This is a genomic window from Candidatus Amarolinea dominans, from assembly GCF_016704685.1.
Lineage (GTDB): Bacteria > Chloroflexota > Anaerolineae > SSC4 > Amarolineaceae > Amarolinea > Amarolinea dominans.
The window spans coordinates 1-20,822 of the sequence record NZ_JADIZS010000018.1 but is presented as its reverse complement, the minus strand read 5'-3'; the positions used below and the strand labels follow the sequence as shown (position 1 = coordinate 20,822).

19 protein-coding genes are annotated in these 20,822 nt (G+C 64.1%); 12 read left to right on the top strand and 7 right to left on the bottom strand.

Features of this window, described 5'->3' with window-relative positions; all coding sequences use genetic code 11:
• Nucleotides 1–129: 129 nt before the first annotated feature.
• The 6 genes from IPF85_RS13390 to IPF85_RS13365 all read left to right on the top strand — a co-directional run bounded on the left by IPF85_RS13390 (nt 130) and on the right by IPF85_RS13365 (nt 8,433).
• The gene (locus IPF85_RS13390; protein ID WP_343408587.1) at nt 130–741 is read left to right on the top strand and encodes a HEAT repeat domain-containing protein; all 612 of its coding nucleotides are present in this window, start codon (nt 130–132) and stop codon (nt 739–741) included.
• Nucleotides 742–786: 45 nt separating this feature from the next.
• Nucleotides 787–1,947 carry a deoxyguanosinetriphosphate triphosphohydrolase gene (locus IPF85_RS13385; protein WP_343408586.1) on the top strand — a complete coding sequence of 387 codons (1,161 nt, stop codon included), beginning with the start codon at nt 787–789 and terminating at the stop codon, nt 1,945–1,947.
• A gap of 15 nt (nt 1,948–1,962) precedes the next feature.
• On the top strand, nt 1,963–3,507 hold the full coding sequence (locus tag IPF85_RS13380; RefSeq protein ID WP_343408585.1) for a hypothetical protein: 1,545 nt from the start codon (nt 1,963–1,965) through the stop codon (nt 3,505–3,507).
• Nucleotides 3,462–4,250 (top strand): CHAT domain-containing protein, encoded by a 789-nt coding sequence (locus tag IPF85_RS13375; protein WP_343408584.1) that lies wholly within the window; start codon nt 3,462–3,464, stop codon nt 4,248–4,250. Before IPF85_RS13380 ends, IPF85_RS13375 begins: the two co-directional genes overlap by 46 nt.
• A 501-nt stretch (nt 4,251–4,751) precedes the next feature.
• Nucleotides 4,752–7,076 (top strand): hypothetical protein, encoded by a 2,325-nt coding sequence (locus IPF85_RS13370; RefSeq protein ID WP_343408583.1) that lies wholly within the window; start codon nt 4,752–4,754, stop codon nt 7,074–7,076.
• Nucleotides 7,045–8,433: a sialidase family protein gene (locus IPF85_RS13365; protein WP_343408582.1), complete on the top strand. Its 1,389-nt coding sequence runs from the start codon at nt 7,045–7,047 to the stop codon at nt 8,431–8,433. Before IPF85_RS13370 ends, IPF85_RS13365 begins: the two co-directional genes overlap by 32 nt.
• Before the next feature lie 43 nt (nt 8,434–8,476).
• Here IPF85_RS13365 and IPF85_RS13360 read toward each other — a convergent pair whose 3' ends face one another.
• Nucleotides 8,477–8,827: a nucleotidyltransferase domain-containing protein gene (locus IPF85_RS13360; RefSeq protein ID WP_343408581.1), complete on the bottom strand. Its 351-nt coding sequence runs from the start codon at nt 8,825–8,827 to the stop codon at nt 8,477–8,479.
• A 652-nt stretch (nt 8,828–9,479) separates the two neighbouring features.
• Between IPF85_RS13360 and IPF85_RS13355 the strand changes: the two genes are divergently transcribed.
• Both IPF85_RS13355 and IPF85_RS13350 read left to right on the top strand, forming a co-directional pair.
• A complete protein-coding gene (locus IPF85_RS13355; protein ID WP_343408580.1) occupies nt 9,480–9,719 on the top strand; it encodes a hypothetical protein in 240 nt (79 codons plus the stop codon).
• Nucleotides 9,720–9,733: 14 nt separating this feature from the next.
• Nucleotides 9,734–10,057 (top strand): type II toxin-antitoxin system PemK/MazF family toxin, encoded by a 324-nt coding sequence (locus IPF85_RS13350; protein WP_343408579.1) that lies wholly within the window; start codon nt 9,734–9,736, stop codon nt 10,055–10,057.
• Between the two features lie 10 nt (nt 10,058–10,067).
• Here IPF85_RS13350 and IPF85_RS13345 read toward each other — a convergent pair whose 3' ends face one another.
• Nucleotides 10,068–10,310: a hypothetical protein gene (locus IPF85_RS13345; protein WP_343408578.1), complete on the bottom strand. Its 243-nt coding sequence runs from the start codon at nt 10,308–10,310 to the stop codon at nt 10,068–10,070.
• Here IPF85_RS13345 and IPF85_RS13340 point away from each other — a divergent pair.
• The gene (locus IPF85_RS13340) at nt 10,309–11,199 is read left to right on the top strand and encodes a radical SAM protein (RefSeq protein ID WP_343408577.1); all 891 of its coding nucleotides are present in this window, start codon (nt 10,309–10,311) and stop codon (nt 11,197–11,199) included. The genes IPF85_RS13345 and IPF85_RS13340 overlap by 2 nt on opposite strands.
• Entirely contained in the window at nt 11,165–11,692 is a 528-nt protein-coding gene (locus IPF85_RS13335; RefSeq protein WP_343408576.1) for a hypothetical protein, read from the top strand. The genes IPF85_RS13340 and IPF85_RS13335 overlap by 35 nt, the downstream gene beginning before the upstream one ends.
• Nucleotides 11,693–12,204: 512 nt before the next feature.
• On the opposite strand, the gene IPF85_RS13330 is transcribed toward IPF85_RS13335, so the two are convergent.
• On the bottom strand, nt 12,205–12,510 hold the full coding sequence (locus IPF85_RS13330; protein WP_343408575.1) for an MscL family protein: 306 nt from the start codon (nt 12,508–12,510) through the stop codon (nt 12,205–12,207).
• Between the two features lie 213 nt (nt 12,511–12,723).
• Between IPF85_RS13330 and IPF85_RS13325 the strand changes: the two genes are divergently transcribed.
• On the top strand, nt 12,724–14,844 hold the full coding sequence (locus IPF85_RS13325; RefSeq protein WP_343408574.1) for an AAA family ATPase: 2,121 nt from the start codon (nt 12,724–12,726) through the stop codon (nt 14,842–14,844).
• A gap of 185 nt (nt 14,845–15,029) precedes the next feature.
• Here IPF85_RS13325 and IPF85_RS13320 read toward each other — a convergent pair whose 3' ends face one another.
• The 4 genes from IPF85_RS13320 to IPF85_RS13305 are packed head-to-tail and all read right to left on the bottom strand — an operon-like array spanning nt 15,030 to nt 19,857.
• On the bottom strand, nt 15,030–16,934 hold the full coding sequence (locus IPF85_RS13320) for a caspase family protein (protein ID WP_343408573.1): 1,905 nt from the start codon (nt 16,932–16,934) through the stop codon (nt 15,030–15,032).
• Between the two features lies 1 nt (nt 16,935).
• Nucleotides 16,936–18,777 carry an RNB domain-containing ribonuclease gene (locus IPF85_RS13315; RefSeq protein ID WP_343408572.1) on the bottom strand — a complete coding sequence of 614 codons (1,842 nt, stop codon included), beginning with the start codon at nt 18,775–18,777 and terminating at the stop codon, nt 16,936–16,938.
• 10 nt (nt 18,778–18,787) lie between these two features.
• Nucleotides 18,788–19,393 (bottom strand): 3'-5' exonuclease, encoded by a 606-nt coding sequence (locus IPF85_RS13310; protein WP_343408571.1) that lies wholly within the window; start codon nt 19,391–19,393, stop codon nt 18,788–18,790.
• Nucleotides 19,390–19,857, bottom strand: coding sequence for an NUDIX domain-containing protein (locus IPF85_RS13305; RefSeq protein WP_343408570.1), 468 nt, complete (start codon nt 19,855–19,857; stop codon nt 19,390–19,392). Before IPF85_RS13305 ends, IPF85_RS13310 begins: the two co-directional genes overlap by 4 nt.
• Nucleotides 19,858–20,551: 694 nt before the next feature.
• Here IPF85_RS13305 and IPF85_RS13300 point away from each other — a divergent pair.
• On the top strand, nt 20,552–20,822 hold a 271-nt coding region (locus IPF85_RS13300), incomplete at its 3' end, for a hypothetical protein (protein ID WP_343408569.1).

Sequence of the window (20,822 nt, the reverse complement as noted above, 5' to 3'; positions counted from 1 at the left end):
GTGGCGGGGGCTGGTTTTTTCTGTCACGAATTTCACCAGTTTTCACGAATTATTGTCTCCGCATGAAGCTGATGTTATAATCTGGAGCAACATGTTTTTTTCCAACCGCGTTGAACCTGGGGGACACCTATGACAGCTAACCCAACTCCTTCCGATCTGCTGGCCTCCCTGCGCCGCGCGATCGAGGCGCAGGATGATGACCTGGCGGAGCATTTCGTGCGCCGGCTGACAACCGCTGATGGCGCGCTGGTGGCCGAGCTGGTCACCTGGCTCGATGATCCTGATACCGACCGGCGCTGGTGGGGGGTGCGTACCCTTGTTGCAGTGGCCGGCCTGGCTGGCGATGGCGAAACCGCGCTGGACCCGCTGCGCAAGCGTTTACGCGACGATGACGCCAGCATCCGCTGCGCCGCGGCCCTGGCGTTGGCCGAACTTGGGCTGGTCGAAGCCACTGACGACCTGGTTGAGACCCTGAGCGATGTCAACGGCTGGGTGCGGGCATCGGCCGCGGATGCCCTGGCGCTGATGGGGGAGAAGGCCGTGCCGGCCCTCGCGACCGTGCTTGCCACCGGGCCGCAGGGCGCACGGTCACGCGCCGCCCACGCCTTGAGCAAGATCCGTACCCTGGAGACTGCCGAGGTGTTTTACCGTTACCTGCAAGATGAAAATCAACTGGTGCAGGCCTATGCGTATGATACCCTGGACCAAATGGGGTTTTTGCGCACTATCCTGGTGGTTTGACCGTGGTGCATTTCAACGGCGTTTGCTGTGAAGTAAGGAGACCGCATGATTCAGACACGCGCTGAGTATGAACAACAGGAACGCGAACACCTGGCGCCGTATGCCATGCAGAGCGGCGCCAGCCGCGGCCGCCGCGTGGCCGAGGAAGAACCGGCCTACCGCTCGGTCTTCCAGCGCGACCGTGACCGCATCATCCACACGACCGCGTTCCGGCGCCTGGAGTACAAGACGCAGGTCTTCGTCAACACCGAGGGCGATCATTACCGCACCCGCTTGACTCATTCGATCGAGGTGGCGCAGGTGGGGCGCAGTCTGGCGCGGGCCTTGCGCGCCAACGAAGACCTGACCGAGGCCATCTGCCTGGCGCACGACCTGGGCCACCCGCCCTTTGGTCACACCGGCGAGCAGGTGCTGAACGGCCTGATGCAGGGCTTTGGCGGTTTCGATCATCAGCGCCAGACGATGCGCATCCTGGACAAGCTGGAAAAGCGCTATACGGCCTTCGACGGCCTCAATCTGACCTATGAAGTGCGCGAGGGTGTGGTCAAGCATGACACCGACTACGACGTGACCGACGCTGCGGGCTACGACCCGGAACTGGCCGGTACGCTGGAGTGTCAGTTGGCCAACCTGGCGGATGAAATTGCCTACAACACCAGTGACCTGGACGACGGTCTGCGCGCCGGGCTGCTGCGCATCGAAGATGTGCGGCAGCAGCCGTTGTGGCAGCAGGCGCTGGCCAGCCTGGGCGAATCGCCAGAGCAGCCGCTGGATGATCTCTTGCGCCACCGCGTGATCCGCCGCCTGGTGGGCATCTTCATCCGCAACGCCATCGAAGCGACGGCCGCCGCCCTGGTTGAGAATCACGTTCATTCGGTCGCGGCGCTGCGCGGCCAGGGGCGCAATCTGGCCGGCTACACCCCTGCGTTTGCCGCGGACAGTCGGGAGATGAAGCGCTTTCTGCTGGCAAATTTCTACCGTCACTACCGCGTGATCCGCATGGCCAGCAAGGCCCAGCGCGTGCTGACCAACCTGTTCAACGCCTACTTGCAGGAACCCCTGCAGATGCCGGCCAGCACCCAGGTCAAAATTGACAGCGAGCCGGAAGGCCTGCACCGGGTGATCTGCGACTACATCGCCGGCATGACCGACCGCTACGCGCTGGAAGATCATGCCAAGCTGTTCGACCCGGCCGTCAGAGTCTGATCGAGGAGGTGTCCCATGTCTAATTTCGCATCCGCTGCGGCTGAAAAAACGCTGCGCGACGCGCTGCAAATGCTGATTGCCCGCTGGCCCACCCTGGACGCGGTCAGCGCGGCGGACATCCGCGCGGCGCTGACTGCGCCTTACGAGCAACTGCGCCAGGCCACGGGCCGGTTCCTGCCGGTGACCGCCGCGGTCGCGGCCCTGGGCGCACTCGACCAGGCGCCGAGCGGCCGCCGACTCCTGGCATCCATCCTCGATCCGGCCCGTGAAACGAACGCCATGCGCGGCATCGCGTTCAGCAATCCGGCTTGGGCGCAGGAAATCCGGACGATGCTGGAGCAGATCCTGCAGATTACTCATGACTCCAAACCCTACCCGGTCAGCCAGTTCTCCTACTGGCCGAGTAAGGCGAGCAGCGTCCTGCGCCCGGTGGTCGAGGCGCTTCTCGCCGGCCGGGACCGCCTGGACGCTGCGGTTCAGGCCGATCTAGGCCGCCTGTTCCTGGAGACGGCCCGCCGCCTGGAAGAGGCGGCTACTTTCGAAGAACGCGGCGCGGCGGCGGTCTGGTTCCTGGAGCAGATTGATGTGATTGCACCGGATGTGCCGGAAGTGCCGCCGCTGCTGCAGAAAGCGGCCAGACAGGCGGACGAGTCTGCGGAACCTACCTGGCGCAAGGGGGTGTTGCCCGACAGAAATACATCGGAGCTTGTTGATCTCCTGCGCCGGGCCGGCGCCGCGGACCGGGAGATGGCGACTGCCATGCCGCCTGATGATGAGCCATCGGATGCTGATGAAGTGGCCGTCGTGCAGCGCTACGGCGCGGTGGAGTTCCCCGGCCGGGTGCTGCACCGGCTGGCCACCCGCCTGACCGTGCGCCTGACCGAACAGCAGGCTAGGGGCGCAGTCAGCACCCCGACCGCCATGTCGGTGCAGGTGGGCGAGGCGCACCCGGTGACGGCCGTCGTCCTGGCGCCCGATTTCGTCATCTTCGACGCCAACTGGAACCTTGCGCACACCGGCGAGCTGGTGGTCAAGGCCAGCGGCGATTCCGCCCCGTTGATCTTCGATCTGCTGCCCAAGTCGCCCGGCGCCAAATCGGTGGCGGTGGACTTCCGCCAGAACGACCGCCTGCTGGGCACGGTTGGCCTGCAGGTGGAGGTGGTCAGCACTGTCGCGGAACTGGGCGCGGGGCCGGCGCAGGCGCTGTCTACCCAGGCGGTGATGACCATGCCGGATCGCGACCTGCCGCCGCCGCAGTTGGAACTGCGCATCAAAGCCGCCGATTCGGCCCACACCACCTTCGAGTTCATTCTGCATTCCAAACTGGCCGGCTTCAACTGGAAATCCATGGGCACGCACACGTTCGCGGGCCAGCCGGCCGAGGAGATGAAGAGCTACTTCAAGAGGCTCAACGATCTGGCGCGGCAGACGGGCGGCTCACTGCCCGACAAGGACAAACAGACCGAGTTGAAGACCCTGGGCGAGAACCTCTTTTTCGATGCCTTCCCGAAGCCTTGCAGCGCGCCCTGTGGGCCATACCGGCCAGGATCACCAGCCTGATCATCACCTCCGACGAGCCGTGGATTCCCTGGGAACTGGCGCGCATCTTCGACCCAGAGACGCGGGCGGAAGGCGATTTCCTGTGCAGCCGCTTCACCGTGGCGCGCTGGCTGGCCGGCGACGGCATGACCGCGACGCTGCCCAACCGGGGAATGACGGCCATCATTCCCAGCACGAACCTGATCTACACCGGGGCCGAATACGAGGCCCTGCAGGACCTGTGGCCGGATGATACACTGATCGCGCTGACCGACGCCGCCGCCACGACTCGTGACGTGATCATCCGGCTGAAGGACAGCCGGCTTGCAGGCATCGTGCATGTCGCCAGTCACGGCGCGGCCGGCGATGACCCGGCCCAGTCCACCATTACGCTCAGTGATGGCAAGCTGCGACCGACGGACATCTCACGGAGCACGCGCTACACGCGCCGCCCGCTGATCTTCTTCAACGCCTGCGAGAGCGGCAGGACCGGTTTTGCCCTGGCTGGGCTGGGCGGCTGGGCCGAGCGCTTCGTGCAGGCTGGCGCCGGCGCGTTTGTCGGCGCCCTGTGGGAAGTCAACGACCGCCTGGCCGCGCAATTCGCCGCCGTGTTCTACGAAAAACTGTTTGGCGGCGCTGCCCTGGGCGACGCATTTACCGCCGCGCGCACAGCCATCCGCGACGCCGCGCCCAACAACCCCACCTGGCTGGCCTACGTCCTCTACGGCGAGCCGCTCAGCCTGCTCCAGGCTGCCCCCGAATGAATTCGGGGTTACGGGGCGTGCGGTGATCCGACGGCCGCGCCCGAATGATGAAATTTGGTAATGCAATCGGGCGCGGCCTCGTTGTCATTCCACCGAATGAATTCGGCGTCTGGTATGAAAAACCTGCTGAAGCAGGTTCGGGTGTTAGAATGCCGGTTCGTTAAGAACGTCATAGACTGGCGGTGATTCGCGCACGGCCGCGCCCGAATGAATTCGGGGTTACAACAAGTCTCTGGTCTCTGAAGACCGGAGACCGGAGACCATTCGCCTTCCACGTACCCGATCTCTGATCTCGAATCTCCGATCTCTGCCCTCTGCAGACCGGAGATTGGAGACCGGAGATTGGAGACCATTCGCCTTCCACGAAACCCGATCTCTGATCTCGAATCTCCGATCTCTGCCCTCTGCCAGAATCCTCCCCTTCGCTGTTCTTTGTTGCCACGATGCGTGCTCACGCCCAGGGCGCCCAGACGTACACCACTTGAAACAAGGAACAGCATCATGACCAGGTTGCGCATCTCTCTCTGGGCTTGCGGTTTGTTTGCCCTCTCCCTCACTTTTCTCCCCACCCTGGCTGCCGGGCGACCCGCGCCGGCCCTGGCCCCACCCGCGCCGCCGATCCTCAGCGAAACGGTTTCGATCAACGGCCTGCACGGCTGGACCGCTGCGCAGGGCAATCATCTGAAGCTCTTCGATGTCGCGCTGGACGAAAACCTGAATCGCATCTACGTACAGGGCATTCTGACCGCCGGCATCGCGGTGATTGACGGCGCTACCGACACCCTGATCGGCAGCCTGAGCAGCGGCGGCAGCGACAACGACTTCAATCGCCCCTACCTGGCGGTTCATCCCACCAACGGCATGCTTTACATGGCCGGTTATGGCAACCACATCCTGCGCCGTATTGACCCGGCCACCAACACCGTCACGGCCGAGGCCAGTCTGGCCGCTGATCCGGTAGGCGTGATCGTGGATGCGGCCACCAGCCGCGTCTTCGTCAGCCTGCAAACCACCGGCAAGGTGGCCGTCTACGATGCCACCACCCTGGCCCTGCTCGCCACGGTTGACCTGGGCGCCGATCGCATCGGCGGCCTGGCCCTGGACAGCGCGGCCCAACGCCTGTACGTGGTACACAGCAGCGCGCCCACGGCCGCCACTCCGCTCTATGTCATCAACACCGCCACCCTGGCGCAGCTACCGTCGCTCACCGTCAACAACGCCGGCGGCGCGCCCTTCAACTTCGTGGATGTTGACCCGGCCAGCGGCCGCCTCTTCCTCACCACCTCCAACCGCCTGTTCATCTTGAACAGCAGCGGCGTCCAGCTTGCCAGCACGCTCCTGCCCGCGGACGCCAAGCAGCCCCGCTTCTGGACCGCCACCGGCAAGGTCTACGTCGTTTCCCGCGACGGCATCTCCCCCATTCGCAGCAGCCTGTCCGTGCTCGATGCCAGCACCGGCGCGCTCGAACAGCAGCTTGACCTGCAGACTGGCGGCGCGCAGCGCATGGTGCTGAACCGCACCACCGGCAAAATCTACACCGCCGGCATGGAGTACACCCAGGTCGCGGTGGTCAACGCGCTGACCGTCAGCCTGAACGGCCTGCTCGACATCGGCAACGCGGTCGAAGATGTCGCGGTCGCGCCCACCGACGGCACGGTTTATCTGACCAACCGCCTGGGCGGTAGCACGCTGATGATCTACCGGCCCGGCAGCGGCGCCTGGAACGAACTGACCACCGGCGGCTGGCCCACCGCGGTGGATGTGGACACCGCGCTGAACCGACTCTTCGTCCTTAGCCACTACGACGGCGCCGTCACCGCCTATGCCCTGGCGCCGGACCCGCTCAACCCGACGCTCCTGGGCAGCGTCAACCTGGGCTTGACCGACACCGAGGACGCGCTGAGCAATCAGACTGTGGATAGCACGCACCACCGTGTCATCACCACGCATCCGGAGCGCGACCGGGTAGTCATCGTGGATGGCAGCAGTCTGAGCGTGGCCGCGACCATCAGCGATGTGCCGAGCTTCACCTACAGCCCGCAGGGTACCGCCGGCCCCGGGCACCTGCAGCCGGCCGTGGACGAAAGCCTCAACAAGCTCTACGTGCTGGTGTCACGCCAGCACAAGGTGGATGTTTTCGACGGCAACGCCAACTACGCCTACCTGCGCACCCTCGATCTGAGCAGCCAGCAATGGGGCTGGAGCAATGCGTTCGCCGATCATGTCATCTTCGCGGACAGCAGCCGTCACCGCCTGCACATCGGCCCCATCCTGATTGACACCACCACCGACACTGTGACCGGCCTGCTGCCGGCCGGCCGCGGCAGCATTGTGGTTGACCTGGATGCAGCCAACAACCGGCTGTTGACCCTGGACGTCGCAACAACCAGCGCCCAGGCAGCCGTCCGCGGCCCGCGGTTGACCGGCCGCCCGCGCCAGCCAGCCGGCGCGGCCGCCTCGGTCTGGCGCCTCTACACGATTGACGCCAGCAGTTTCAGCCTGATCTCGCAGACCGATCTGCGCAGCCTGACCTATGTGCCGCCCTACACCGGCCTCGACGCCAGCCGCCAGCGCTTCATTGCCGGCTACATGCAGCGGGCCGAGGTAGACATCTACGGCCTGGACGGCGCCGCGGCCACATCCACGCCCACGGCAACCGTTGGAGCGCCAACTGCCACGCCCACGCGCACCCCAACTGCCGCCGGAGCGACCGCGACGCCCACGCGTACTCCCACCGCCACGGCCGCCGGGCCCGACCGCCACGCCAACCGCCACGCCAGACGAAACCACCTGCGTGGTAGATGTCAACGGCAACGGCATCGGTGACATCGTGGACATCATGGGCACGACGGTCAATCCAGCCTGTCACAGCTACCTGCCGATCGTCGCCAGCCGCTGGAACCTGTCCTGGCCCGGCGCCACCCCCACGACGACGCCATCATCTACGCCGACCCGCACGCCCACCAATGCGCCTGGCTCTACCGCGACGCCCACGCCGACGGGCAGTCACGGCGTGGACCCGCACTGGGGGCCGGAACATCAGGCCACCTTCAGCACGCACATCGCGAGCGGCGTCGTCGGGCGCAACCTGGCCGTAGATGCCGCTAATCGTCTGCACATCATGTGGGGCGAGATCAACGGCACTGTCTACGACGCGCTCTACAGCCGCTCCACCGATGGCGGCGTCACCTGGTCATCGCCGCTGGATGTGGCGAACAGCACATTCCCGGCCACCGGTCCCAACCTGGTCATCGGGCCAGATGGCACACTGCACAGCATGTGGCACGACCGGCGCAGCGGCGGCGCAGATCGTCTGTACTACAGCCGTTCGACCGACGCCGGCTTGAGTTGGGGGGCGCCGCGCGACCTCACCGGAGCGTCCACCCGCAAGGTTGGCAGCTTCAGCTTCTCGCTCGATCTGCAGAACCGCCTGCACCTGGCCTGGCATTACGGCGATCCAAGCACCGACACGGCGCCCACCGAGATTTACTACATGCGCTCCACCGACGGCGGCAGCACCTTCGGCGCCCGTCAAAAGCTCAACCAGGGCAGTGGCCATGCCGCGTTCCCGCGCTTTTCTGTGGAAGGCGTCAACGGCAACCTGCTGGCGATTGCCTGGCGCGACAACCGCGCCAACCCGGACTGGGATACCTACGTGGCGGTTTCGACGGACGGCGGGCAGACCTTCGCCGAGCGCGTCGGTGCGGCCACGGCCGAGCGTGACTGGGACCCGGAGGCGATCGTGGACACGAGCGGAGTGATTCACCTGGGGATCATGACCACGCATCCCCCCCACGCCAGCGTGGACTACCGCCGTTCAACGGACCAGGGGCAGAGCTGGAGCGCCAGCGTCACCCTGTCCGAGGCCAGCAGCCGTTTCCCCTTCTGGGCGCCGGACAATCCGCACGGCGTGATCTGGCTTTTCTGGAAGGATGAGCGCGATTTCCTGACGCCCGCCTGCCCGGAGCCTGAGCGCTGCGCGGACATTGCCGGCAAATACTCCAGCGACGGCGGGCTGACCTGGAGCGCGCAGGAGTTCGTGACTGATCTGGAGAGTGTGGAGGTCAAGTTCCCCTCGTTGATCGTGGGGCCGGACGGGCGTCCGCATGCCTTGTGGAGCGATCGGCGCACTGGGTCCGAGGTTGAGAATCTCTACGTGCGCAGTCGCCTCAGCGCACCTTGAGCAGAGAGCGCCGTCACGCCGGAGGGCCGCTTGACCTCTCGTTTCATACGGGCACTCCTTCGCGCCGGATGTTGATCAAGAATGGGCTCTGCTCGTTTTCGAAACGCTCGCGACTGACAAAGGCGCGCGAGATGACGATATCGAAGCCAAGAGACAGCTCACCAATGAGCCTGGATGTGCGGCGGATCAGGTCGCCATAGTCTGGTTCATCCTTCACGACCACGAGCACATCTACGTCCGCCGCGGGACCAGCATCACCACGCGCCTGTGAGCCAAAGAGGACCACCCGATCCAGGCGAGCACCCAGGGAATCGGTGAGTGCCTGGTGCAAGACGGGCAACAGGCGCTCCAGGACAGTTGGTTGGCTTACCTCTGGTAGAATATTCTGTGGCACTGTTACACCTCACCTTGATCACCATCAATATCTCATCAACCGAGCGATCAGAGTATACCATATTGACCGTCTCGCGGCGAACGGCGCAGGAGTAGCGCTCTCCGCGTCCGTGCGCTTGCGCAGGAATTCCAAATGTACCCGGAATGGCTGCCCGTAAATGGGCCTGCGCTCCTCGTTCGGGCGGTTTTGGCCCAAAATCCCTGAGATAGGTGGGCAGCAAGAGGGATTGTGGGCGTTGGAAAGCTACATTTGGAAATGCGGCGCCCCGTAAGGGCGCCTTGACTTGAGCGAGCGATGCCCCCCCCACACCCGTCGTCCCGTAGGGACGATTGAATGAGGCCGCCCCGAGCGCAATCCGTCGCCATACCACGACCGCGGGGGATGGATTCAACCGTCCCTACGGGACGGATACGGCTCGTGCGATGATGGCTAAGGTCAGGTGTCCCTACGGGACGCGTCGCGCCCACCAGGACGGCCTGGCGCTGGCCAGTCACATGGATGGCTACATTTGGAACTGCTGGGAGTAGCGATCTCCGCGTCCGTGCGCTTGCGCCGCGCCACGTCGGCGACGGACGAGAGCATTGCCAAAATCGTCTCTACCAGATATAATGCCCACCAATAAGGCGAACAGGGTGTCAATGCGAGGTCTATCATGAGCACAGCTTCCATCCGTGAACAACTGAGCCGAAAACTCAACGAGCTGCCCGACGACATCGTCGCTGAGATCGCTGACTTCACAGCCTTCATTCTGGCCAGGCATCGGCTTCCCATGCCATACCTCGAGTGGACCGAGGGGCAATGGCGGGCGATGGCGCTTAGCCAATTTCTACGAGATGCAGACGGCGACGTTGAGTACACGATCAACGACGCCGAAGAGGTGTACGTCCAATGAGACCGGGAGACCTCGTGCTCGTTCGTTTTCCCCAAACCGACCTGCGGACCGGAAAGCTCCGTCCCGCCCTGGTTGTTGCGTTGGCACCTGGCCCGTACTCTGACGTTTTGTTGGCTTTAGTGACCTCGCGTGAGCACCAGGTCATTCCAGGCTTCGATGAGGTCATTCAACCCACGGATCCCGATTTTCCCCTCAGCCGTCTCAAAATACGTTCTGTGATTCGCCTTGCCCGTCTTGCCACTGTAGATCCTGCCATCATCGAAGCCCGGTTGGGTAGTATCTCGCCTGACCGACTTGCGCGCATCCGCAACCGTTTGACTTCCTGGCTGAAGCCGTAATCCTACCTTCTCACTTTGCTCCCTCCAGCACTTCGCCTGTCACCGGCCAGGTTCGTTTGACTTTTGCCCCTCTCTGCCTATAATCGGGCGATATCCTCTGCTTGTCCAGATGATCGAGCTTTTTCTGGACAGACAATCGCCAGCCCCGTGGGCGGTTCAGGAATTCATACCACAGGAAGATTCGTTCATGCCAATCCGCAAAATTTATCTTGTGCAGCCCGGTCGCGATGGGCGCTTCTTGGGCCGGCACCATGGCGCCGTACACCTTGATGCGCCTGGCCTCGCTCGTCCCGGACGCGGTGGAGGTGCAGATCATTGATGAGGACCTGCAGCCGCTGCCGTTCGACGAACTGGGGCCGCAAGACCTGGTGGGCATCACCGCCAAAACCCTGCAGATTGACCGGGCGCGCTGGATCGCCACGCGCGCACAAGCGCGCGGCGCCAAAGTCATCATCGGCGGCGCGCACGCCACGCTGGCGCCAGACGAAGTGGCAGCCTGGGCCGATTGCGTTGCCGTGGGTGAAGCCTATCGCACCTGGCCCCAGATGATTGCCGATTTCGACCGGGGCCAACTGCAGTCGTCCTACGTGGACACAGAATGGGCCAACCTCGATTTCCTGCCGCCCCTGGCCGACCGAGTGCTGCGCCAGGTGGACGAAAAACGTCGCTACTGGACGCCGTACCTGGAGATTACGCGCGGCTGTCCGCGCAGTTGCACCTTCTGCACCGCCATCCGGGTTTCGGGCGCGGTCATGCGCCTGCGCCCGGTGGAGCAAGTCGTCGAAGAGATCGAGCGCCGCGGCATCAAGCGCTTTTTCCTGACCGATGACAACTTCGGCCTGAACTTCCGCTTGCATCCTGAGTACATGGAACAGCTTTTCAAGGCGCTGGCCCGGCTGCCGCTGCACGGCTGGACTTGCCAGGCCGAGCTGCTGGTGGGCGATTATCCCGACCTGCTCAAACTGGCGCGACAGGCGCACCTGGACAAGTTCTTCATTGGCTTCGAGAGCGCCAATCCAAACAATCGGCGTGAACTGGGCGGCAAGGCCAAGGGCAACGTCGAACGTTACCGCGAGGTCATTCAGCGTCCACGACGCGGGCATCGGCGTGGTGGGCCTCTTTGTTTTCGGCTTCGATGGTGACACGCCGCAGATCTTCCAAAGCACCTATGACTTCATGCGCAGCAGCGATCTTGACAGCTTCAGCATCACCGTCCTGACGCCCTACGTGGGCACGCCGCAGCGCGCCAAGTGGATCGAGGAAAATCGCCTGCTTCCCGGCGTGCCCTGGTCACTGTACGATACCAACCATGTCACCTATTACCCGGCCCAGATGACCCATCAGCAATTGGCCCAGGGCTACGACTGGCTGTCGCGCAAACTGTACGGCTGGAACGGCATCGCCAGCCGCGGCCTGCGCCAGCTCATGCGCCATCCGCTGCGCGACTGGCCGCGCAAAGCCTTCGCCAGCTTCAGCACCGACTTCGGCTATCGTCTCGAATGTAATCACCGCGAGTGGGTGCCGGCCAGCGACGGCATCGGCCACCGGGTGCGCAACAGCATCCAGCGGGGATTCCCCTCGCAGGGCGGCGGCGAGATGACGACCTCAGAGGCACGCGACGCTGCCACGGGTTGACGTCGTGAAGTCCATTGGCCCCTGCGAGGGTTGTTGGCCGGACAATCGCCCAACCTTGCGCAGGCCCGCCGGGTAAGGAGCGGGTGCCGGGGAGGGCGTTGTCGGCTTGCCCGGCGATTCGAGCGGCAGCCAGCCTGCGCAAGGGGAGGACGGACCGTACGCAAACGAAAGAGGGTGCGCAATATGCGCACCCTCTCGCTTACGATACATCATACGGGGAGCTTCTTGATCCATCAGGGGGCTCCAATTAGGGAATCTACAGTTCGAATGGTACCAGCGCAAGATGACGATTGAGATAACAAACGCGCGGATGAGGCTGACAGATTTGTCAGGAAAGCGCCGAGCGGTCATCAAGCGGGCCGCAGCGCCCTGTCCATCTGCACCGTAGGAAAAACACGCCTTGTGGCGAATCCAACGGCGCGTCACGCGAACAGGGAGCGTCTCGCGACGCTCCCTGTTCTTGTCTGCACCTGCGATTCGGCTGCTATCTCGTTTACACGAGGCGGTGCAGGTTACTTCTTGCCTGCGCTCGCCACTGCCTCGTCTTTGAGCACGTGCGTGAAGAACCAATAGACCAAGTACGCAATCAGGATGAAATCAATGGTAACGCCGATGAAATGACCCATCTTCAACGCAATGGGGCCGAGGTTCCACACGGCATCGCGCCAAGCGCCGCCGGGAATGAAAAACGTCAGAATCGGCATGATGATGTCCTCAACCAGCGCCGACACCCAGGCGTTGAGCTTGCCGCCGATGATGACGGCGATGGCAAGGCCGATCACGCCCCACTTGTTCATGAACGCAATGAAACCCTTCACTTGTACCCTCCAAAACATGTAGATTCTCTTTGTGTCTCGGAAACACAATTCAAGCATAACGCCCATCCGTAACAGTCCACATGACGATTTTGAGTCAGGCTGGCAGCGCGCCCGATTTTGGTACCGTTTTCCTGCGGCTGGTATAATTCCAGAAACCCCGGCTTCCCCAGGGAAATGAGACGTGATGGGGGTGAGAGAGATGAGGAGGAAGCCATGAAGTTTCCGTATGGTATCAGTGATTTCGTGAAGGTGATGAGCGAAGGCTATTTCTATGTGGATCGCACCGACTGCATCCCGCTGCTGGAAGACCTGGGCGACCAGCTTCTCTTCCTGCGCCCGCGGCGCTTCGGCAAGTCGCTGCTGCTTTCCATGCTGGCGAACTATTACGACGTGGCCAACGCCGATCAGTTCGAGTCGTTGTTCGGTCGCCTGGCGATCGGCCGCGCGCCCACCCCGCTACACAATCAGTATTTTGTCATGCGCTGGGATTTTTCGCTGGTAGCCGCGTACGGCGGCGCTGGCGAGATCGCCCGGTCGCTGCACGATCATGTAAACGAACGCATTCGTGATTTTGCTGTTTACTACCAATCCTGGCTAACCCAAGCCATCGAAATCTATCCAGACAATGCGGTGGCGTCTTTCCAGTCGGCGCTGACAGCCATGCGCCACACTCCTTACAAGCTCTACCTGTTGATTGACGAGTACGACAACTTCGCCAACGAACTGGCCATGGGCGGCCAGCCGGCTGGCAAGGCACGCTACGACGCACTGCTGCGCGGAGAAGGCGCGCTCAAAACCCTCTTCAAGGCGGTCAAGGGCGGGGCCAGCGGCTTTGGCGTGGACCGCGTCTTCATCACCGGCGTCTCGCCCGTGGTTCTGAGCGATCTCACCAGCGGTTACAACGTCTCGGAGACGATTACCCTGCAGCCGGAGTTCAACGACCTGTGCGGCTTTCGTGAGGACGAAATCGCCGCCACCTTGCGTCAGATCACAGCGACCTGCGGGTGGGCCGCGGCGCAGGCGGATGAGGCGCTGGAGATGGTGCGCACCTTCTACAACGGCTATCGTTTCACCACGAACATGGCGGCCGAGCGCATCTACAATCCCACCCTGGCGCTCTACTTCTTCAAACATTTCCAGCGCGCCTGCGGTTATCCCGAAAACATGCTCGACAGCAACCTGGCTATGGATCGCGGCAAGATCGCGTACATCGCCAGCCTGCCCGGCGGCGGCCAGATCATTCTCGACGCGGTCAACGGCGCGCCGGTGTTGGCGGTTTCGGCCCTGGCTGACCGCTTTGGGGTGGAGGACATGCTGATGGCGGTCAAGGACGCGCCGTTCATGGCCTCGTTCCTCACCTACTTCGGCGTGCTCACCCTCGGCGGACGCACGGCCTCCGGACAGCTGATGCTGACGATTCCAAACCTGGTGGCGCGCAGGTTGTACGTGGAGCGCATCCAGGACCTGCTGCTGCCCGATCGCGGCGCCCTGGATGAAGGACGGCAGGCAGCGGAGTTGTTCTGCCAAACCGGCAATCTGCAGCCGCTGTGCGACTTCATCGAGCGGCGTTATTACCCCGTGTTCGACAACCGGGACTACCGCTGGGCGAACGAGTTGACGGTCAAGACCACGTTCCTGACCCTGCTCTTCAATGACATCGCCTACATCATGGATTCGGAGACCGCGCTGGCGCGCACCTACGCGGACCTGACCATGATCGTGCGGCCGGAGATGCGCCAGTATGAGCTGCTCGACATCCTGCTGGAGTTCAAGTACGTGCCCCTGAAAGAGGCGGAGCTGACCGGCGCGGCCGCGCGCGCTCAGCGCAGATGCCGTGGCTCAGCTGCCGCTGGTCAAGGCCCGGCTGGCGGAAGCGCTGGCGATCCTGCCGCGGACCCGCGCGGGTCTGCTGGCGCGTCACGGCGAGCGCCTGCGCCTGCGAACCTACGCGGTCGTGTCGTTGGGGTTCGACCGGCTGGTGTGGGTGGAAGTGTAAACCCTTTCAATCGCAAGCAAAGCAAGGAGGACAAGATGGACGCATTGAAACAAGAGGTGCGTCAGGCATGGGAAGAACGCGTCATCGAAGCGCAGACGAAGATCTGGGAGACCATCGAACCTGAGTTGGCGCGGTGGCAGTATGAACAGATGAATGCCCAACGCCTGTTGAGCAAAGCGCAGGACCAGGCCGGCCGTGAAACCTGGCAAACCCAGGTGGATGTCTACCAGATGTTGGTCATCGAGGCCGAGAATGACCTGGAAAAGGAGCAGGAAGAACTGGCGCTCTGCGAAGCCATGATCGCAGAGATTGACGCCGATCTGGCTGCCAGTGATTGACGCGGTGGGGCAGGGGGGTGATGTGCCACAGGCAAATACCTCGTGCGGGCTGCAAGCGCCTTGGGTGAGCGCTACTCCGGTGGGACCGAAGATCAAGCCGTTCAACAGCCCCGAGACGCGTTCGTTATGTTGCATAGTCTCCGATCCCCATCTCAATCTCCGGTCTCCAATCCACTCCGTCTATTCTACATCCCTCTCGCCACCACCACCTGCACGGCGATCCAGTCATCGTCGTCGCGGCGGCGGCTTGGTTCGGTGACGGTGCGGGTCTGGCCGGGAGGCGGAGTAGAGGGCGGGGGCGGCGGTGCGGGAACACCCTGCGCTTGCAGGGACGCTCGGCCCAGCGCAGAGAGTGCAGCGGGCGCCTCACGTCGCGTGCGGCTGTGCGTGAGCAGTTCGAAGGGGATCGGCTGGGTGGCCGCGAACAGCTTGATGACCACGGACGCCTGGCCCGGCGGCAGTTCGAGCGTCAGCGGGCGGCCCGGCGTCAACGGCAGCGATGCGCCTGACCCAGGCGGCCAGAACTGCACCGGCTCTGCGCCTTCCTGGCAGGTGAGCACCGCCACATGGAGATCGCGTGCCCAGGTGTTGGTCACAGACAGGCGCACAACGGCGCCCGGCTCCGCGGCGGCCTGCTGCGGGCTGCTCATGGTCAGGCCGCGGCCGGCCGCGTCGGTCAGCTCCAGGCGCAAAGAACCGGCCAGGCGGCTGTCTGGATTGGCCAGGCGCAGGAAATTGCGCTGCCAGGCCAGGCCGGCCAACCTTTCAACCACGTCGGTCTGCCAGAGAAAATCCTTGCGCGGCAGACCGGGCAGCAGCGGCTGACCCTTGTCATCCAGGAAACGCGTCTCGGCCGCGCTGACCTCGACCGTCACCGCGGCGTCGCGATCCACAACGGCCAGGAGCGGCTGTTTTTGCAGCTTGGCGATGAGCGGCGCGTTGGCCGCCGCAGGGTTGACCGCCACGCGGAGCTGCATGGCGGGCCGCGTCGTTTCGAGCAGCGCCCATTGCCCGGCCTGCCCGCCGCTGCCGCTGACGATCGCGGCCTGACATTGGTGCAGCGTCAGGCCCAGCGGGACGATTTCGACCAACGCGCCGCTGCCGACCTGGCTCAGGCGCCGCGTGCCCGGCGGCGCCAGGCGCAGGCGATCTCCCACATCCAGCCCCAGCGCCAAGCCGCCGCCCAGGCGCACCAACCCAGACGGGGTCATGCCCAGAACCGGTACGTAGAACATCTGGCGCACCGCCTCGCGGCCGAAGATGGTGTAATCGAGATGGCCCTCGACCTGCGGCCGCTGCTGCGGCGAAATCTGCGCCACGCGCAGGCTGACGCTTTCCCACAGATCACGGTAGGTCTTCACTTCGCCGCCGGCCAGCGCGGTGAGCAAGGCGTGCGACAGCGCGCCATGCACGGTGTTGGCGGTCAGCTTCAGCTCGAAGGCCGATTCGGCGCCCTGGCAGGCATAGAAGGCAATGAACTGTTCGCCGGCCGGCTGCCACATGGGCGCGGGCGCGGCGGACGCGGCCGCGGCGGATTCCACCAGGCGTGAGCCTGCGACGGGGGTCGGCGGTTCCAGACTGCGCGACCAGGCGGGAAAAGGCGCATCACCATCGGCCCGCGTCATGCCCGCGGAATGGCAGCTATCGAAGATCAAGACCAGGTCGCCGGCCTGCCGTTCGTTGACCAGGCGGCCGAAGAACGGGTTCAGTTCGTCATCGAGGATGTCTGGCGCCAGGCCGTCCGGGTCACGACCGTCGTGCGGCACCAGGGACGAATCCCAGCCATCCGCCTCGTCGCCGTGAATGTCCGGCACGCGCGAGCCATGCCCGCTGTAGTGGATCAGGACCAGGTCGCCGGGCTGCGTGGCGTCCACCAGGTCGGCGAACGCGTCGAGGATGGCCTTGCGGGTGGCTTGTTCGTCCACCAGCGTGGTGATGTGATCGAAAGCATGGGCATTCGTGAGCAGGTCCGCCAGCGCGGCCACGTCCGCAGGCGGCCCGTGCAGTTGGCGCTCCGGCGGCAGATGCGCGTAGCGGCCAATGCCGATCAACAAAGCGCGTTTGGCAGGAAATGGAGATGTTGTGGTCATGTTACCTCGCTATACGAAATCTTGCGTCAAGCCTGGGTAGATCCACACTGCGCACTTGTACGACCAGCCGGGTGTCGAGCGGAAGGTCGCCCGGCAGGTGAACGGTTGGCTCCAGGCCGAGTTCGGGCAGGATGACTGTGCCTTGCAGGCCGCGCTTGTCCACCAGGATGCCCTCGCCCTGCCAGTCCGGGTGCTGCAGCAGGTACACCAGGGTCCAATGGGTGTTGGACTTGTTCTCGGCCTCGCGCAGGCTGCTGTTGACGGCTTCGACCGCGCCGATGCGGGCCAGGATGTCGGCCTGGCTGAGCAGCGGCTGCCCGGCCAGGTGACGGCGCAGCTGCTGATGCACGACCAGGTCGAGGCAGCGGCGCAGGGGCGAGGTGGTCTGCACGTAGGCGGGCAATCCCAGGCCGCCATGCGGATCGGCCACGGTGCGGTACTGGCTGCGGCGCATGGTCTTGCGCAGGGCCAGCATCTGCGAGAGGGTGTGCGCACGGCGCAGGGCCGGCGTGGCCTCGTCCCCCACTTCCTGCGTTGCGAAAGGCAGGGGGATGTCATGTTGCAGGGCGAAGCGGGCGACGGCGTGCCCGGTCAGGATCATGGCATTTTCGACCAGGCTGCGGCTGCGCAGGGAAGGCACCGGTTCGATGACAACCGTCCCTTCTTGCACAAAAACGTCCACTTCAGGCAGGTTAATTTCGACCGCGCCCTGCGCCTGGCGCCAGGCGTGGTAGCCTTGCAGCAGGCGCCAGAGGGACGCCAGCGGCTCGTCGTCCAGGGCCGCGTCCGCGGCTTCGTAGGTCAGGCGGGTGACGCGCACCCGGCTGGGGGTGATCTCCAGGCTGTTGATCTGCCCGTTGGCGTCCAGACCGATGCCAAAGGAGAGCGCGGGCGAGATGTCCTGCAAGCCCAGGCCGAGCAGCTCGGTGGCGCGCCAGGGCAGCAGGGAGATGACGGACTCCGGCAGGTAGAGCGTGGCTCCGCGGCCGCGTGCCTCCTCGTCTGCGGGATCATCCGGCTGCACCAGGGCGGCCGCGTCGGCCACGTGAACCCAAATGCGACCGTCCGCGTCCAGGCTGATGGCGTCATCGGGCGAGGTGGTGCGCGCATCGTCAATGGCAAAGGCGGGCAGGTGCGTCAGATCACGGCGCGCTTCGTCCGGCAGGGCGGGCAGCGGCAGGTCAGGCGAGGCGGTGGGCAGGGTCAGGCGCTGCGGGTAGGGGTTGACGGTGACCGGCCAGAAGCCCGTTTCCAGGAGCAGGGCATGGGCGCTTTCCGGCGTCTCCTCACGCTCCAGATCGCGCAGGACGCGGCTGCGGGGCTGGCGTCCCAGGGCCACGGCTTCGACCTCCCTGAGGAAGCGGGCATCGCCGGGCGCGGTCTGCTGCTGGCGCACGCGTTGGGCAAATTCGGCCCAGGCCGCTTTTTCAGCCGCCTCGGCGCGGCGCGCCTGCTGCTTGTGCTCCACCTCGTCAGGCGAGCACGCGGTGATCTGCGCCGGCGTGCCGCGGAAAAAGAGACCGTCGCTGACGAGCTGCCAAGCCGCCCAGGCGGTGGCGGGCGTGAACGCGCCGTAGATGAGATCGGCCAGTTCGGGCAGGGTGGTTTCGCTGCCGGCCAGCAGTTCCCAGGCCGACTGCACGTCGCCCCGCTGCGGGGTCAGTTCGCCCAGGCTCTGCACCGGGCCGGGGTGCAGCAGGACGATGTCTTTGGGGCGCACATGCGCGGACTCGCCGCCCGGCAGGTCCAGGTCGAGCTTGTCGCCCAATTGCGCGACCCGCGCCGGGCGGTTCTTGTAGAGCACCAGGCTGCCGCTGCGGACGGCGTGTTCGATGAGAGTCAAAGCCTTGCCTTTACGCGGGGGAGTCGCTCGTGTGGTAATCCTGGCCGGCGATGGCGTGCAGGACGGCGCGGGTCAGGCGGGCGTCGTCCAGGGCGCGGTGACTGTTGGGCAGGGGGATGCCGCACTGACGGCCGGCGTTTTCCAGGCTGTGCCAGCGGTAGGAGCGGTAGGTCGCGTTCCAGTCGCCGCGAAACTGGGCGTAGAGTTTCATGATGCACAGGCTCTGGCGCTCGTGGCGCTCCCAGGGCAGGCCGTAGGCGGCATGGGTTTGGCGCATCATGCGCAGATCGAAATCGGCGTTGTAGATGGCCAGGCGGCGCCCTTCGATCAGTTCGGCAATCTGCGGCCACAGTTCGGGCCAGGCGGGCGCGGCGGCCACCTCGGCGTCGCTGATGCCGTGGATGCGCACGACATCGGCCGGAATGGGCCGCTGCGGCCGCACCAGCGAGGTCAGCAGCACGCTGCCGTCGGCTTCGAGCAGGCAAACTTCGACAATCTCATCATAGGCGCCGAGGCCGGTGGTTTCGGTGTCCAGGTAGAGCGGCCGGCTGGTCAGCGCGGCCAGGGCCAGGCTGGTTGCCTGCGCACGCGCAGAAGGGGTGACGATGTCGGTCATGCGGCCTCCGAATCCAGTGGTCGCTGCTGCAGGCGCTGGCGGTAGTGGGCCAGGTTGGCCTGCGTGACGACGGTGAGGTTGGCGGGGAGTTCATCCAGGGCGAACCAGCCGATGGCGGCGCATTTGCCCGGTTCCCGGATGGTCGGCTCGCCGGAAACCAGCCGGCAGATGAAGGTTGGGGAGACCCAGTGCTGGCCTTCCGCGGGCAGGAGATGATCCACCACGTCGAGCAGGTCGCCCACTTCAATCTCGACGCCGTACTCCTCGATCATCTCGCGGCGCAGGGCATCGGCCAGGCGCTCGCCGAACTCCACGCTGCCGCCGGGGAATTCCCACAGGCCGCGCTCGTTCTTGGCCGCGGGTCCGCGCAGGGCCAGGAACAGGCGGCCGCCGTCATCGAGAATGACCGCGCCCACGCCCACGCCGATGTAATCCACGCCGCGTCGCATGATGTTTTGGTTCATGGGTTGCACTCCTTTGCCAGACATCTTACTATGTCACCCTCCCGCAGCGCCATTTTACCATATGCATACAGTTGTCGGTAATCGTGTAACTGCTCACCCTGCAGGCCGATTTGGACAGGATGAACAGGATGTACAGGATTCTTGCTCTGTGGTGTGCAAAACTATCGGCACGAGAGTTCGAATATCCTGTCAATCCTGTGAATCCTGGTAACTGCTCACCCTGCAGGCCGATTTGGACAGGATGAACAGGATGTACAGGATTCTTGCTCTGTGGTGTGCAAAACTATCGGCACGAGAGTTCGAATATCCTGTCAATCCTGTGAATCCTAATAACTGCTCACCCTGCAGGCCGATTTGGACAGGATGAACAGGATGTACAGGATTCTTGCTCTGTGGTGTGCAAAACTATCGGCACGAGAGTTCGAATATCCTGTCAATCCTGTGAATCCTGTCTGAATTCCAGGCAGGCCCAGCGGTTACGTAATCGTTCAATATGCGCCTGGATGTGATCACAGAGCGAGAAGACAGGTTATTATAGTTATCAATGTTGTACAACATCGTTTTTTAGTCAGCAAAATTGACGGTTGGCGCGGGGGCGTGGTAGAATGACAGTGGCGGCTCACGAATCGCCTGGATTCGTTGAAACACGCGCCTGCGTTACCGCCACCCGTCGAGGATGTTGAGGAGGTTTCTCATGTCATCGCATCATCCACTATTCCGTTCGTTGACCATCATCGTTCTGATCGTCCTTGTGCTCAGCCCGCTGCAGCCGGTGGCCGGCGCCTGGCCGCTGGAGCGCGGAGAGGCAAGGCCATCAGCGGCTTCACAGCAGCCTGGCTCCGGCGTCTATCGCACCACCGTCACCTGGCGCAACGCTGTCATGCAGCGCAAGCTGACTGAGCTGGGTGTGATCGTTCTGCGCGAGGAGAGCGCCGACTCGGCCATCGTCCTCGCCACGGCCGGGC

What these genes read in the sequence shown, in the direction of transcription:
- IPF85_RS13390 (WP_343408587.1), top strand. Translation starts at nt 130, where the DNA reads ATGACAGCTAACCCAACTCCTTCCGATCTGCTGGCCTCCCTGCGCCGC.
- IPF85_RS13385 (WP_343408586.1), top strand. Translation starts at nt 787, where the DNA reads ATGATTCAGACACGCGCTGAGTATGAACAACAGGAACGCGAACACCTG.
- IPF85_RS13380 (WP_343408585.1), top strand. Translation starts at nt 1,963, where the DNA reads ATGTCTAATTTCGCATCCGCTGCGGCTGAAAAAACGCTGCGCGACGCG.
- IPF85_RS13370 (WP_343408583.1), top strand. Translation starts at nt 4,752, where the DNA reads ATGACCAGGTTGCGCATCTCTCTCTGGGCTTGCGGTTTGTTTGCCCTC.
- IPF85_RS13355 (WP_343408580.1), top strand. Translation starts at nt 9,480, where the DNA reads ATGAGCACAGCTTCCATCCGTGAACAACTGAGCCGAAAACTCAACGAG.
- IPF85_RS13340 (WP_343408577.1), top strand. Translation starts at nt 10,309, where the DNA reads ATGGCGCCGTACACCTTGATGCGCCTGGCCTCGCTCGTCCCGGACGCG.
- IPF85_RS13345 (WP_343408578.1), bottom strand. Translation starts at nt 10,310, where the DNA reads ATGGTGCCGGCCCAAGAAGCGCCCATCGCGACCGGGCTGCACAAGATA.
- IPF85_RS13325 (WP_343408574.1), top strand. Translation starts at nt 12,724, where the DNA reads ATGAAGTTTCCGTATGGTATCAGTGATTTCGTGAAGGTGATGAGCGAA.
- IPF85_RS13320 (WP_343408573.1), bottom strand. Translation starts at nt 16,934, where the DNA reads ATGACCACAACATCTCCATTTCCTGCCAAACGCGCTTTGTTGATCGGC.
- IPF85_RS13310 (WP_343408571.1), bottom strand. Translation starts at nt 19,393, where the DNA reads ATGACCGACATCGTCACCCCTTCTGCGCGTGCGCAGGCAACCAGCCTG.
- IPF85_RS13305 (WP_343408570.1), bottom strand. Translation starts at nt 19,857, where the DNA reads ATGAACCAAAACATCATGCGACGCGGCGTGGATTACATCGGCGTGGGC.